The 15037-nt window shown below is 45.0% G+C and carries 13 protein-coding genes; all 13 read left to right on the top strand.

Annotated features, from left to right (window positions below; all coding sequences use genetic code 11):
• Positions 1 to 4 precede the first annotated feature (4 nt).
• Positions 5 to 2323, top strand: a complete 2319-nt coding sequence (gene bamA / locus DFP81_RS02215) for an outer membrane protein assembly factor BamA (RefSeq protein WP_115896120.1) — start codon at positions 5 to 7, stop codon at positions 2321 to 2323.
• 35 nt (positions 2324 to 2358) lie between these two features.
• Positions 2359 to 2853: an OmpH/Skp family outer membrane protein gene (locus tag DFP81_RS02210; protein WP_115896119.1), complete on the top strand. Its 495-nt coding sequence runs from the start codon at positions 2359 to 2361 to the stop codon at positions 2851 to 2853.
• A gap of 3 nt (positions 2854 to 2856) precedes the next feature.
• On the top strand, positions 2857 to 3888 hold the full coding sequence (gene lpxD / locus DFP81_RS02205; protein ID WP_115896118.1) for a UDP-3-O-(3-hydroxymyristoyl)glucosamine N-acyltransferase: 1032 nt from the start codon (positions 2857 to 2859) through the stop codon (positions 3886 to 3888).
• Positions 3889 to 3894: 6 nt separating this feature from the next.
• Complete coding sequence (fabZ, locus tag DFP81_RS02200) at positions 3895 to 4335, top strand: 3-hydroxyacyl-ACP dehydratase FabZ (protein ID WP_115896117.1); 441 nt, start codon at positions 3895 to 3897, stop codon at positions 4333 to 4335.
• Positions 4335 to 5111 carry an acyl-ACP--UDP-N-acetylglucosamine O-acyltransferase gene (gene lpxA, locus DFP81_RS02195; protein ID WP_115896116.1) on the top strand — a complete coding sequence of 259 codons (777 nt, stop codon included), beginning with the start codon at positions 4335 to 4337 and terminating at the stop codon, positions 5109 to 5111. Before fabZ ends, lpxA begins: the two co-directional genes overlap by 1 nt.
• 79 nt (positions 5112 to 5190) lie before the next feature.
• On the top strand, positions 5191 to 6339 hold the full coding sequence (gene lpxB, locus DFP81_RS02190) for a lipid-A-disaccharide synthase (RefSeq protein WP_115896115.1): 1149 nt from the start codon (positions 5191 to 5193) through the stop codon (positions 6337 to 6339).
• The gene (gene rnhB / locus DFP81_RS02185; protein ID WP_115896114.1) at positions 6339 to 6938 is read left to right on the top strand and encodes a ribonuclease HII; all 600 of its coding nucleotides are present in this window, start codon (positions 6339 to 6341) and stop codon (positions 6936 to 6938) included. The genes lpxB and rnhB overlap by 1 nt, the downstream gene beginning before the upstream one ends.
• Positions 6939 to 6942: 4 nt before the next feature.
• Positions 6943 to 10419, top strand: coding sequence for a DNA polymerase III subunit alpha (dnaE, locus tag DFP81_RS02180; protein ID WP_115896113.1), 3477 nt, complete (start codon positions 6943 to 6945; stop codon positions 10417 to 10419).
• Between the two features lie 114 nt (positions 10420 to 10533).
• Positions 10534 to 11481, top strand: coding sequence for an acetyl-CoA carboxylase carboxyl transferase subunit alpha (accA, locus tag DFP81_RS02175; RefSeq protein WP_115896112.1), 948 nt, complete (start codon positions 10534 to 10536; stop codon positions 11479 to 11481).
• 143 nt (positions 11482 to 11624) lie between these two features.
• Positions 11625 to 12923: a tRNA lysidine(34) synthetase TilS gene (gene tilS / locus DFP81_RS02170; protein WP_245959059.1), complete on the top strand. Its 1299-nt coding sequence runs from the start codon at positions 11625 to 11627 to the stop codon at positions 12921 to 12923.
• 1 nt (position 12924) lies between these two features.
• Positions 12925 to 13857: a D-2-hydroxyacid dehydrogenase family protein gene (locus tag DFP81_RS02165; RefSeq protein WP_115896110.1), complete on the top strand. Its 933-nt coding sequence runs from the start codon at positions 12925 to 12927 to the stop codon at positions 13855 to 13857.
• A gap of 108 nt (positions 13858 to 13965) precedes the next feature.
• Positions 13966 to 14169: a DUF1656 domain-containing protein gene (locus DFP81_RS02160; protein WP_115896109.1), complete on the top strand. Its 204-nt coding sequence runs from the start codon at positions 13966 to 13968 to the stop codon at positions 14167 to 14169.
• A 5-nt stretch (positions 14170 to 14174) separates the two neighbouring features.
• The gene (locus DFP81_RS02155; protein ID WP_115896108.1) at positions 14175 to 15032 is read left to right on the top strand and encodes an efflux RND transporter periplasmic adaptor subunit; all 858 of its coding nucleotides are present in this window, start codon (positions 14175 to 14177) and stop codon (positions 15030 to 15032) included.
• The last annotated feature ends 5 nt before the right edge of the window (positions 15033 to 15037 follow it).

The following is a 15037-nucleotide window of genomic DNA, read 5'->3' as shown; positions in this document are numbered from 1 at the left end:
ATATATGAAAGTCGTTTCAGCAGTACTGCTGGCTTTGATAAGCGTGCAAAGTATCGCTAAAAATATAGAAGACGTACGGATTGACGGCTTAGTGCAAATGCCATCAGCTAGAGCCTTTGATGTGATTGGTTTTGAACAAGGTCAGCCTTATGGCTCTGATAAAGTGTATCAGGCTATCAGTGCTTTGTTTGGTACCGGTTACTTTAGCAATATCGATGTTTATGAAGACAAAGATGTCTTAACCTTCAAGGTTGATGAAAGGCCGTCTATTGGTGATTTGACCATAGAAGGTAATGACCTAATTAAAACGGAAGACCTTAAACGAGGTCTTAAGTTGTCTGGCTTGGAAGTAGGTGAAATCTACAAGCCAGAGACACTGAATAAAATCCAGCAAGAGCTGCAGCGTCAATACTATGCCTTAGGTCGCTATGGTGCCACTGTGGACGTGTCGATCAAGGACATGCCGCGAAACCGTGTGCGGGTAGCGATTAACATAGACGAAGGTAAAACAGCCAAAATCGTCCATATTAATATCGTCGGCAATCAAGCATTTAGTGATGAAGAGCTAACGAAAGATTTTCAATCTGGTGAAGAAGGTGCTTCTTGGAACCCGTTCAGCTCAGCCGATGAATACAGCAAAGCGAAACTGCAAGGGGATTTAGATACCCTGAAGAGTTTTTACCTCGACCATGGTTATTTGGATTTCAATATTGAATCTAGCCAGGTGAGTTTGTCGGCAGATAAACGTGATGTATATATTGTTGTCAATGTGGAAGAGGGTAAGCCTTATACCATCAACAATATCTCGTTAAGTGGTAGCTTGCCTATTTCTGAAGATTTGGTGTGGAAACAAGTTGATCAGAAAAAAGGCGATGTATTTTCCCGTAGTCATGTCACGACAATTATTGACAACATATCTGCAGAACTGGGTGATCATGGTTACTTGTTCACTAATGTAAATTTGATTCCAGAAAAGCTTGATAATCATACGGTAAATTTGACCTATCAAATTTCGCCAGGGCCTAAAGTGTATGTGCGCCGAATTATCTTTAGTGGCAACAGCGAGACTCAAGATGAAGTAATGCGCCGCGAAATGACTCAGTTTGAAGGGGCATTGGCAACGCATTCTAAAATTCAGGCGTCAAAGCGTCGATTAGAGCGTTTAGGTTTCTTTAGTAAGGTAGATCTGCAGACGCGTCGCGTACCTGGTACTACGGATCAAGTGGATTTGGATGTCACTGTGGAAGAGCAGGCTTCTGGCAGCATTCAAGCGAGCATAGGTTTTTCTGATTCAGATGGTTTGATCTTAGGGTTTGGTATTTCTAAATCTAACTTTATGGGGAGCGGTAATAAGCTGGCTTTTAATGCGACCCGTGGTAGTAGTTATACGAATTACACTATTAGTTACACCGACCCTTACTTTACGGTAGATGGGGTCAGTCGTGGGGCGAAAATTTACTATCAAAGTAGTGACTATGATGACGACGATATCGAGGATTACCAACTGGATAAAGTCGGAGCTGGGCTTACTTATGGTTACCCAATTTCCGACACCCAGCGTATTACCTTCGGTGCGACGGTGCAGCAAACATCGATTAATTTAAGTGATGACCCATCACTTGAAACAAGCGACTTTGTGGATACTAATGGGGATAGTTTTACCGATTTGATCGCCTCTATTTCGTGGAGTGACAGTGATTTGATCGGTGGTGTATTGCCAACCAATGGTTATTCAACCAGTGCAAGTTTGCAGGTGGCAACACCTGGTAGTGACCAACAATATTTCAAGTTAGGTTTAACATCGCAGAGATATTGGAATATTCAGAACTCGAACCTGTGGCTGTTCCATGTAAAAGGCCGTGCAGGCTATGGTAATGGCTATGGCGATACTGAATATTTGCCGTTTTATGAAAACTATTATGCCGGTGGTACTGGGTCTGTTCGTGGTTTTAGTTCGTCTTCTTTAGGGCCGCAGAACTCTTATAGCTCAGATAGTGATAATGATAGTGATGCGATGGGTGGTAATATCCTGATGACAGGTACAGCGGAAATTATTTTCCCACTGCCAATGGTAGAAGATCATAAATCGGTACGAACCTCTATTTTCTTAGACGCAGGTAATGTATTCACAGACTCTTGTTATTCTGTGAGTACCAACTGTACGGAAGGCGTTGATTTAGGCGATTTGCGTTACAGTGTTGGTTTTAGCTGGACTTGGATTACTCCGATTGCGCCATTGTCATTTAATTTGGCGAAAGCACTTAATGCGCAAAGTGGAGACGACACCGATGTATTCCAATTTCAGTTAGGTACTACTTTCTAAGGTAACAATAGCAACGTATAAAAAAGGAATAGAATATGAAAAACCTATTGGGCGCACTTGTCGGGCTTTTATTGATCGGCAGTGTGCACGCTAATGAGGTCGCTGTTGTCGATTTTCGCGCGGCTTTGTTGCAAAGTGATGTAGGCAAACAAGAAGCGGTAGAGCCTAAAAAGCAAGTGGCTGAAATGGATGCGCGTCTGAAATCTGAGCAAGAAAAGCTGAAAACAATGGCGAATAATTTGAAGCGTGATGAATTGACGTTAGCGCCAGATGAGTTAAAGAAGCGCAGGATTGAGCTCGCCCAAGGGCAAAATAAAGTTCGTAGTATGGCGGCAGGTATGCAGCGTCAAGCGAAACAGTTAGAACAACAGTTGATTCAGAAGCTGACCCCTAAAGGTGAAGCGGCATTAAAAGAAATCATCAAAGAGCGTAAGTTAGATTTAGTATTGAATCGAGAGCTTATTATTTACGCTAAGGCGAATGCCGATATTACCAAAGAATTAATAGAACGCATGAATAAGGGTAAATAAAGCATGGAATATACTCTAGCCCAGTTAGCAGAAACGGTTCAGGGTAGAGTGAAAGGAGACCCAGAGTTAAGGATTGATGGATTAGGCACTCTTGAAAATGCCAAATCAAATCACATTGGCTTTCTAGCAAACCCAAAATACAAAAGTCAGTTAGCAACGACGTCTGCTGGTGCGGTATTGGTTAAAAGTGATGAGCTAGCGGCGGTGTTGGACAACGCGATTGTAGTGAAAAATCCTTATCTTGCCTTTGCCGCCTTAAGTCATTTGTTTGTTCCAGCTACCCATAAATGGGCTGGCATGGATGCAAGCTGTACTGTGTCAGATAAGGCCGTTATTGCTGAGGATGTGGTGCTCGCACCGAATGTGGTGATAGACGATGACGTAGTTATTGAAGAAGGTTGCGTGATTGGTGCGGGTACGGTTATTGGTCGTGGTGCTCGAATTTCTAAAAAATGCTTTATTTATCCTAATGTCACCCTTTATCACGATGTTATAATAGGCTCAGATTGCATAATCCATAGTGGCGCAGTGATTGGGGCCGATGGATTTGGTTTTGCACCAACTAAAGATGGCTGGAAAAAAATTCATCAGCTTGGTTCGGTGGAAATAGGCAGTCGAGTTGAGATTGGTGCGAATACGACGATTGATCGTGGCGCCATAGAGAATACAAAAATCGGTGATGGTGTTAAAATCGATAACCAGGTTCAAATTGCTCATAATGTTGTTATTGGGGATAATACCGCGATAGCAGGCTGTGCAGCGATTGCTGGAAGCACTAAAATAGGCGCTTTCTGTACGATTGCAGGAGGCGTTGGAATAGTTGGTCATTTAACAATAACCGACTGTGTACATATAACGGCGATGAGTTTGGTAAGTAAATCAATTCTGCAAGAAGGATCATATTCTTCTGGGACAGGTTTAGAACCGACGGATAAATGGCGACGTTCGGCGGCAAGACTAAGAAGAATCGATGACATGGCAAAGCAAATCTCAAAACTGGAACAACAAGTTAATAAGCTTTTAACAAAAGGTTGATGCTAAATGATTATGGACGTAAACGAAATCCGTAAATACTTACCCCATAGGTACCCATTTCTACTGGTAGATCGAGTTGTTGAGATTAATCTAAATGATTCAATTGTCGCTTATAAAAATGTAACAGTGAACGAGCCTTTCTTTACCGGGCATTTCCCTGATCACCCAGTTATGCCTGGTGTGTTGATTATTGAAGCTATGGCCCAAGCGGCGGGTGTATTGGGCTTCAAAACAATGGGTAAAACCCCAGAAGATGGTTCTATTTATTACTTTGTTGGTTCTGATAAGGCGCGCTTTAAGCGTCCTGTTGTGCCTGGTGATAGACTACAATTAGAAGCTAAGATTCTTACTGAAAAACGTGGTATCTGGAAATTCGAATGTAAAGCAACCGTCGATGGCGAGCTTGCTTGTTCCGCAACTATTATGTGTGCAGACAGGAAATTATAGTGACGATACACCCAACAGCTTTAGTTGACCCAAAAGCAGAATTAGACTCCAGTGTTGAAGTGGGTCCTTTTTCTGTCATTGGACCTCATGTAAAGATTGGCGCGGGTAGCGTTATTAAATCTCATGTGGTGATTAATGGTCATACGACGATTGGTTGCCATAATGAAATTTATCAATTTGCTTCGATTGGTGAAGCGAACCAAGACAAGAAGTACAAAGGCGAGCCAACAAAACTGATTATTGGTGACCATAATAGTATCCGTGAAAATGCGACGATTCACCGTGGCACTGTTCAAGATAATGGTTTGACCCAAATTGGTGATCATAATTTGTTTATGGCGAGCACCCATACCGGGCATGATTGTATCGTCGGCAATAACAATATCTTTGCTAATTACGCCGCTTTGGCGGGGCACGTAAAGGTCGGGGATTTTGTTATTTTAGGTGGCTATACAGGCATTCACCAATTTTGCCAAGTAAACTCGTACAGCATGTGTGGTATGGGGTCTATGGTGGCAAAGGATGTGCCTCAGTTTATGATGGTTTCTGGCAACCCAGCCAAAGCCCATGGTATGAACTTCGAGGGAATGCGCCGCAGGGGGCTATCACCAGAGGTGATTAAAGCGCTTCGTAAAGCGTATAAAACGGTTTATCTAAAGGGGCTGACGTTAACGCAAGCGTTGACTGAGCTTGAAGAGGATGCTGTTTATCAAATACCGGAAGTAGCCAACTTTGTTTTGTCTATCCGTCGCTCAGAACGCGGCATTGTTCGTTAAACAATGTTTGCTTGGCATTGTTAGAGAAAACCCCGGACTATTTCGGGGTTTTTTTATTACCCAGAATGGAAGAAATTGAATGGCGGTGACGCGTTATGTTCTTGTAGCAGGAGAGGCTTCTGGCGATATTCTCGGCGCCAACCTCATTGCTCATCTCAAACTGTTACAGCCCGATGCGATCTTTGAAGGCATCGGTGGCCCATTAATGCAAGCCCAAGGTATGACCAGTGTTGTGCCAATGGAGCGTCTGTCCGTAATGGGGCTAGTCGAAGTGCTCGGTCGATTGCGTGAGTTATTAGGGATACGCAAACAGTTATATAAAGCTTGTCTTGCCGATCCACCGACAGCGTTTATTGGTATAGATTCCCCAGACTTTACGATTCCTCTTGAAAGAAAATTAAAAGAAGCGGGTATCAAGACGGTGCATTATGTCAGCCCTTCTGTGTGGGCTTGGCGCCAAAAACGGATTTTTAAAATCAAAAAGTCCGTCGATTTAATGCTCGCACTATTCCCATTTGAGTTGCCTATTTATCACCAGCATAACATTCCTGTGGTCTGCGTGGGGCACACATTAGCGGATGAAATTCCTTTAGAGAGCCATGCTGAAACGGCTAGAAATGCTTTGTCCTTGCCAGCAATGACGGGGCCAGTTTTTGGTATTTTGCCAGGCTCTAGAGGAGGAGAGGTTGCGAAGCTGGCGCCTTTATTTATTGACACTATGAAGCTGATTAAACAACAGCAGCCAGAGGCATGTTTTTTAATCCCCGCAGCCAATCAAGAGCGTAAACAGCAAATTGCAGCTTTATTGCAGGAAGCCAACGCCGAAGCAATTTTAATTGACGGTCAGTCGAGGACAGTCATGGCAGCAAGTGATGCCTTGTTATTAGCATCAGGCACCGCGGCTTTGGAAGCCATGTTGGTAAAGCGCCCTATGGTGGTGGCATATCGCTTTAGTAAGCTAACCTATGCGATTATGTCGAGAATGCTAAAAGTACCTTATGTCTCTTTGCCGAATTTATTGGCAAATGATGAGTTGGTGCCCGAGCTGCTTCAAGATCAGGCCACCGCCAGTAACTTGAGTTGTCGGTTATTGCAAACCTGGCAGTCTTTTATTGGGGATCAGAATATTCAAGCTCGTTATTTGGCGTTGCATCGGCTGTTACGTAAAAATGCGGGTGAAACGGCCGCTCAAGCCATTGTCGATCTAGTTGAAGGAAAGCGTGATTAATGGAACCCTTCGTAAGTAATGTATATTTTGGTGACCTTGTTGCCGGTGCCGATGAGGCAGGAAGGGGGCCTCTGGCCGGAGAAGTCGTTGCCGCAGCGGTGATTCTGGACCCAAAAAATCCAGTGGCAGGCCTTGCTGACTCGAAAAAGCTAACTGAGAAAAAGCGCGAAGCCCTGTTTGTCGAAATTCAACACAAGGCATTAGCCTATGCGGTAGCAAGTGCTAGTATAGAGGAAATTGATCAGCTCAATATTCTCCATGCCAGCATGCTTGCCATGAGCCGTGCGATCCAGCAGTTGCCTGTTGTTGCTGAGCATGCCTTGATTGATGGCAACCGTGTGCCCAAAGACTTAACGTGCTCGGCTGAAGCTGTGGTAAAAGGGGATGCTCGTCATGCAGCTATTTCTGCGGCTTCAATTTTGGCAAAGGTGACGCGCGATAGAGAGATTGTCAAAATGGCGCAACAGTATCCACAATATGGCTTCGAAAAGCACAAAGGCTATCCAACGGCGCAGCACCTTGCCGCCATCAAGCAATATGGAATAACTCCGATTCACAGGCGTACGTTTGGGCCTGTGAAGAAAATTTTAGAAGGCTAATATTTTGTCCACATCGTTTATCCATTTACGCGTACATACAGAGTTTTCTTTAGTCGACGGCTTAGTGAAAGTGAAAGGGCTGTTGAGCGCGACTGAAAGCATGACCATGCCCGCAGTGGCCATTACTGATGAGAATAATCTGTGTGGCTTTGTGCGTTTCTATAAGGGCGCGATGGACAAAGGAATTAAACCGATTTGTGGTGCGGATGTCGTACTAGAAGAAGACGCCGTGATTGGTGCTCGCTCCCGCCTCACTTTATTGGCCATGTCGAATGAAGGCTACAAGAACATCATCAAGGTGATTTCTAAAGGGTATCAGTTAGGTCAGGTGGAAGGTCGTCCGATTATTAAGCGAGCCTGGATCGAGGAGCACAGTAATGATGTGATTGCCTTATCGGGTGCCCGTGAAGGTGATGTGGGCTTGTTGTTAGAAAAAGGTCACCCAGCCGAAGCAGAACAGCAATTAGCGCATTGGATGTCGGTTTTTCCTGATCGATTTTATGTCGAGTTACAGCGTACTAGCCGACCAGGTGAAGAAAGCTTTATTCATCAAGTTGTGCCCATCGCGGCCCAGCTAGGTTGTCCGGTTGTGGCAACGAATGATGTGCGCTTTCTTAAGCGTGAAGATTATGAAGCCCATGAAGCGCGAGTGTGTATTCATGATGGCGTTACCTTGGATGACCCGCGCCGTAAGCGCCGCTACTCAGAAGAGCAGTACTTAAAAACCGCCGATGAAATGGAAGCTTTATTTGAAGATATTCCAGAGGCGTTAGAAAATACCGTAGAAATTGCCAAGCGCTGTAGTGTTGATGTGCTGCTGGGCAAATACTTCTTGCCAGACTTCCCTGTGCCAGACGGCATGACCATGGAAGACTTCTTCAAAAAAATCTCCTATGACGGGCTTCAAGAACGCTTTGATTTTCTCGTTAATAAATACGGAGAACGCATAGAAAAGCGTCGTCAAGAATATTGGGATCGTCTTGATTTCGAATTGAACATCATTAATCAAATGGGCTTTCCAGGCTACTTTTTGATCGTGATGGACTTTATCCAGTGGGCGAAGGATAACGATATTCCAGTTGGGCCTGGACGAGGTTCTGGTGCCGGCTCCTTGGTAGCTTATGCACTTAAAATTACCGATTTGGATCCACTTGAATACGATTTGCTTTTCGAACGTTTCTTGAACCCAGAGCGGGTTTCTATGCCTGACTTTGATATCGACTTTTGCATGGATAATCGTGACCGAGTGATTGATTATGTATCAAGAACCTACGGCCGAGATGCGGTATCACAGATTATTACCTTTGGTGCCATGGCGGCGAAAGCCGTTGTTCGTGATGTGGCGCGGGTGCAAGGTAAGCCATATAGCCTGGGTGATAAACTGTCTAAACTGATCCCTTTTGAGATCGGCATGACGCTGAAAAAAGCGTTAGAAGAAGAGCCTGCTTTACCTGAATTTTTGGCCGGAGATGAAGACGCCGCAGAGGTCATGGAAATGGCCTTTTCACTTGAGGGTGTGGTGCGTAACTTTGGTAAGCATGCGGGGGGGGTGGTGATTGCCCCGACTAAACTGACCGACTTTTCACCCTTGTATTGTGAAGAAGATGGCTCAGGTTTGGTGACCCAATACGATAAAAATGACGTGGAAGAGGCCGGCCTGGTCAAGTTCGATTTCTTGGGCCTGAAGACACTGACGGTTGTGGATTGGGCGGTTAAAAATATTAACCAAATTCATGAGGTTGCGGGTAAGCCGCCACTTGATATTGCGTTAATCGACCTTGAAGACAAATCGGTTTATGATTTGTTGCAGCGGGCGGAAACCACCGCGGTGTTCCAGCTGGAATCCCGTGGTATGAAAGAATTGATTAAGAAGCTATTGCCATCGCGTTTTGAGGATATTATCGCTTTGGTGGCCTTGTTCCGACCTGGACCGCTTGGGTCAGGCATGGTAGACGACTTTATTAACCGTAAGCACGGTCGTGCCGAGCTGGCTTTTCCTCATCCAGACTATCAACATGAAGATCTGATACCTGTATTGGAGCCAACGTACGGTATTATTTTGTACCAAGAGCAAGTTATGCAGATTGCTCAGGTATTGGCTAAATTCTCTTTAGGCGGCGCTGACTTATTGCGTCGTGCGATGGGTAAAAAGAAAGCCGAAGTTATGGCTGAGCAGCGTTTAATCTTCATGGAAGGGGCGCTGAAAAACAATGTAGACAAAGAGTTATCCGGTAATATCTTTGACTTGATGGAAAAGTTTGCGGGCTACGGATTTAACAAATCTCACTCGGCAGCCTATGCTTTGGTGTCTTATCAAACCGCCTGGTTGAAAAAGCATTACCCTGCGCCGTTTATGGCGGCAGTATTATCAGCCGATATGCAGAATACCGACAAAATCGTTATTTTTATCGAAGAATGTCGCTCCATGAAGCTGCCGCTAGAGTTACCGAATGTGAACATGTCTGTTTACAAGTTTACCGTGACGCCAGCGGGTGAAATTGTCTACGGATTAGGGGCAATTAAAGGCGTTGGTGAAGGTCCGATTGAAGCCATTGTTGAAGCTCGGAAGGATGGGCCATTTGAACATATTTTTGATTTCTGTCAACGTGTGGGCCGCAAGGTCAATAAGCGTGTAATGGAAGCATTAGTGCGTTCTGGGGCATTCGATACGATTGGACCAAACCGAGCGACTTTGTTTGCCTCGATAGATGGGGCCCTGAAACGAGCAGATCAAGCTGCCAAAAGCCACGACGCTGGTATGATGGATTTGTTTGGTATTGCGGTGGAAGAGCCCACGGAAAATGCCTATGACGAAGTTGGCATTCGTCACGAATGGCCAGGTCGACAGCGGCTAGATGGTGAAAAAGATACGTTAGGCTTGTATGTCACAGGTCATCCAATTGATGAATACGAAAAAGAGATACGTCGCTTTGCGCGTTCTCGTATCGTCGATTTGCAGCCAAAGCGTGGTGATACTCAGGTGATGGCTGGTTTGATTGTTGATTTGCGGATTACCAAAAGTAAAAAAGGTGGCAATATCGCCTTTGTGACTTTGGATGATCGTTCGGCTCGTATTGAGGTGACCGTTTTTCCAGATAACTACGAAACCTTAAAAGGTGTCATCGTAAAAGATGAAGTGGTTGTGGTAGAAGGGGAGATCAATGTTGATGAGTTTCGCGGCGGTCAAAAAGTGATTGCGCGTAATATCTTTGATATTCCTCAAGCTCGTGTGCGTTATGTTGAGGCTTTACGCATCACCTGGGATGAAGCGTCGGTAACAAGTGAAGCGATTAAACAGCTGGCTAAATACATGGAACCATTTCGAGGGAACGGCTGTGATGTAGTGATAGGCTTTGATACGGATCAAGCTCATGGTGATATTCGACTCGGGTCTAATTGGAAAATTTTACCTGATGACGAATTAATTCATGAACTTCAGAAACAATACGGTAAACAAAATGTTCAGCTAGTGTATACTTAGCCTCATTTTATAATTTGTACAAAAGCGCGTTGCGAGAAGCGGCGCCGACAGAGCAGATGGCAAAAAGTCTTTTGTCTTGTATTTGATGGCAACCAAACAGCAGTGTAATTAACAATGAATTTAGATTATCTACCATTTGAGCAGCCGATTGCTGAACTCGAACAAAAAATTGAAGAGTTACGTTTAGTTGGCAACGACAACGAACTCAATATTAGTGATGAAATCAGCCGTCTTGAAGACAAGAAGGTTGCGCTAATTAAAAGCTTGTTTAGTAATCTAGGAGCTTGGGAAGTGTCGCAATTAGCGCGCCATCCAAAGCGCCCTTACACACTAGATTACATCAAACATGTTTTCACCGATTTTGAAGAAATGCACGGCGACCGTCATTACGCTGATGATCGTGCTATTGTCGGTGGTATTGCTCGCCTAGACGGCCGTCCTGTGATGATCATTGGTCATCAAAAAGGCCGCGAAGTAAAAGAAAAAGTACTTCGCAACTTTGGTATGCCACGCCCAGAAGGTTACCGCAAGGCGTTGCGCCTAATGGAAACTGCAGAACGCTTTAAGATGCCCATTATTACTCTTATTGACACACCTGGGGCTTATCCAGGTATCGGTGCGGAAGAGCGTGGACAAAGTGAAGCGATTGCTTTTAACCTTGCTGCCATGTCACGTCTTAAAACGCCAATCATCTCGACCGTTATTGGCGAAGGTGGCTCTGGTGGTGCTTTAGCGATTGGCGTTTGCGATGAGCTAATGATGCTGCAATACGGTACCTATTCGGTTATTTCCCCAGAAGGTTGTGCATCTATCCTTTGGAAGAGTGCTGAGCGTGCTTCCGATGCGGCGAAGGCCATGGGCATCACAGCAGACCGACTAAAAGAGCTTGGCTTTGTGGATACCATTATTAAGGAGCCAATGGGTGGCGCACATATTGCCCATGAGCAAATCGCCCATAGCTTAAAAGAAAATATCCTTACTGCTTTAAGCCGTATGGATGAACTGACTACTGAAGAGTTATTGGCTCGACGCTATAATCGTTTGATGTCTTACGGACTATAAGACTTATTTCGGATATTAAAAGCCTCCTATATTAGGGGGCTTTTTTGTTTATAGAAACTGCCCGTTCGGTATAGTATCCCTTGATTCCTTAATAAAAGAGCCCTTCAATTTCGATTATGCATGCTTATTTTTCTCAGCCCCCAATGGCTTCGACTGATACCGTGAGTTTTAACCCTGAGTGGGTTGCAGCTCTATTTTCAGGTGATGCTCAAATCTGGCTTGGTTTTAGCGGTGGTGTCGACTCTCATGTGTTGCTGCATGCTTTGGTGTCGGTATTGAATGTTGAGCAGAAAGCCAAATTAACCGCAATACATATACACCATGGGCTAAGTGAAAATGCGGACCGTTGGCAGCAACATTGCCAATCAGTTTGTCAGCAATTAGGGGTGAAGTTTGTTTCTCGGCAAGTTTGCTTAGCATCTCAGGCGTCACTGGAGGACGCCGCTCGCAAAGCGCGTTATCAAGTGTTTGAAGAGGTCTTGAGCCAAGATGATGTACTGCTTATGGCGCATCATGGAGGAGATCAAGCTGAGACAGTCTTGTTTCGTTTGTTGCGTGGCACTGGGGGAAAAGGGCTATCTGGTATTCCCGCTATACGTGCGTTAGGCAAGGGGGCGTTGCTGCGACCTATGCTGACCATGTCCAAATCCAGTATTAATGCCTATGCCAAGCATCATGGGCTTTGTTGGGTGGAGGATGAATCAAATCAGGATGAGCGGTTTACGCGTAATTTTATTCGCCACCGAATAGTGCCTACCTTAGAGGTGCGTTTTCCTAAGATGGAACAAAATATTGCCTCTGCAGCACAGCGCATAGCAACAGATTACGCCATGTTGGCGGAATTTGCACAGGTGCAACTAAAGGACTGGTGCAATCTATCAGGTGGATTAATTTTACGTCATTTGGAGGCCTTACCAGAGGATAAGCAACGCTTTTGGTTGCGCTCTTTTTTACAGGGTAAAAGTATTTCATTGTCTTATGCACAATTAGAAAATGTGCTGTCTATGGTATTTGGTGAGGAGCATAAGCAGCCCGAGTTTTGTTTTCCAACTGGACGGATTATGCGCCACCAAGGCGTGTTATATGTATTGCCGGTGGAGCAACCAGCAGAGCTTGGAGAGCTTCATTCTGGAGTCCCTTTGCGGCGCGCTTTCGATCAAGTACTGGTGTTAGGGGAAGGGCGTTTTTGTTTAGGTGAGCGGCCTCAAGGCGCTGTGCTGCTGCTTGCCAATGGGCATAGGCGAAAAATAAAGAAATGGTTTAATGATCTTAAAATACCCAGTTGGTGGCGTGATCATTTGCCTTATTTGTATTTAGAGGGGGAGTTGATTGCAATTGGCTCATTATGGCGGCACCCTAGTTACTTGGATATTACCTTCGAGTGGCAGTTAAACGACTTACTGCCATTCCCTGTTGAACAAGCGCTTTTAGAACGAGGTTAGAATGAAAATTGCGATATTAGACGATTATCAAAATGTCATTAAAGATTTGGATTGCATGTCCTTATTGGAAGCCCATGACGTTACCATTGTTAGCGATATTCTAACCCCTGAAAAAAAAATACAGGCTTTAAAAGAGATCGAGGCGGTTGTGTTAATTCGTGAGAGAACCACGATTGATGAGGCTTTTCTTGCCGCGTTGCCGAATCTTAAAGTTATTAGCCAGACAGGTAAAATCAGTAACCATTTGGACCCAGAAGCGTGTCGTAAATATGGTGTGACTGTGCTTGAGGGAGTGGGTTCTCCAGTGGCGCCAGCTGAACTGTGTTGGGCTCTTGTGATGGCTGCCTCACGCCACCTTGTACCTTATGCTAGCCGCCTAGAGGAAGGTCAGTGGCAATCTTCTGGCCCGTTAGGATTGGGGCGAACGTTAGCTGGGTTAACCTTCGGTATTTGGGGTTTTGGTAAAATTGGCCAGCGTATTGCCCGTTATGCCAGCGCTTTTGGAATGAAGGTGCTGGTGTGGGGCAGTGAAGAGTCTCGACAAAAAGCAATCGATGCAGGGTATGACGCGGCCTCTTCTAAGAAGATGTTTTTTGCCCAGAGTGATGTATTGTCGCTGCATCTAAGGTTGCATGACACGACCAAAGGAATAGTAACAAAGGACGATCTTACACAAATGAAGCGTGATGCCTTACTGGTTAATATCAGTCGCGCAGAATTGCTAGAAAAAGGCGCTTTGGTGGACGCGTTACGCGCAGGTACGCCAGGTTTTGCCGCTGTAGATGTGTTTGAACAGGAGCCTTTAGCGCCATCAGACCCTCTGTTGTCTATGCCAAATGTATTGGCAACGCCGCACATTGGGTATGTTGAGAAAAACAGTTATGAACTTTATTGTCGAGTCGCGTTTGAGAATCTGCTGGCTTATGCGAGTTAATTATTATTCGCTATAAGACCAATTTCGGCACTGTGTCAGGTCTGTTTCCATTGTTGGTTTTTTGAGGGCTGTCTGCGGCTGCTTTATAAGCTCGTATGGTGAGGTAAAATGTTACAAACCGTCTCTTTTGCAGGATTAGAGTTTAGTCCATTGGTTGTTTTACTGCCGGTTGCATTTTTATTGGTGGCTGCAACGCGTTTTATTTTACATTGGCTTCATCTTCGTGAGCGAATTTGGAAGGTCGCGTGGTTTGAAGTTGCTTTGTTTTTCTGTTACTTGGCCGCAACGGTCTACTTATTAGGTGGAAGATAAAGTTTATGATGAAAACGATGCGAGTGTTAGTGACTGTATTGCTGGTGCTGATTGCTGGGGGTGCGGGCTCATGGGTTTGGAATGATTATATGTATTCACCATGGACTCGGGATGGTCGTGTTAGAGCGGATATTATTACGGTCGCGCCAGATGTATCTGGCTGGGTCACTAAACTTGATGTACGTCATGATGCCGTGGTGAAAAAAGGCCAATTGTTGTTTCAGGTAGATGCCCAGCGCTATCATGCCGCGTTAGCAAAAAGTGAAGCGACAGCCGAGAATGAAAAATATGCATTGGCACTGGCGCAACATAAATACGAGCGCCGTAAGCAGCTTGTTAAAAGCCAATCAATTAGTGCAGAAGACCTAGAGGTCGCACGGATCAATACCCAAATAGCAGAAGCTAACTATAAGCTAGCATTAGCAGAGTTAGAAACCGCCAAGTTAAATGTTAACAGAACCAAAATCTACGCCCCTGAGTCGGGTAACATCATCAATTTAAACTTGCGACAAGGAAACTATGTTAGCCAAGGTGTGCCCGTCTTAGCCATTGTTAAAGCAGACTCTTTTTATGTAACTGGCTATTTCGAAGAAACGAAACTTCCATTAATTCATCTGGGGCAGCACGCCACTGTGACCCTATTAGGTGGGGGCGAGCTCACAGGTGAGGTGGCGAGTATAGGGCGGGCCATCGCGAATACAAATACACAGAGCGATAATCAGTTGTTGCCACAAATCCAGCAAACATTTAATTGGGTTCGCTTAGCGCAACGCATTCCTGTTGATATTAAGTTAGCTTCTGTTCCCCAAGACATTCGGCTTAGTGCTGGTATGACGGTATCCATTCACCTCTCAGAGCAGTAGGGGAT

Source organism: Marinomonas pollencensis (genome assembly GCF_003387375.1).
Lineage (GTDB): Bacteria > Pseudomonadota > Gammaproteobacteria > Pseudomonadales > Marinomonadaceae > Marinomonas > Marinomonas pollencensis.
This window is presented reverse-complemented; position numbering and strand designations above follow the sequence as displayed.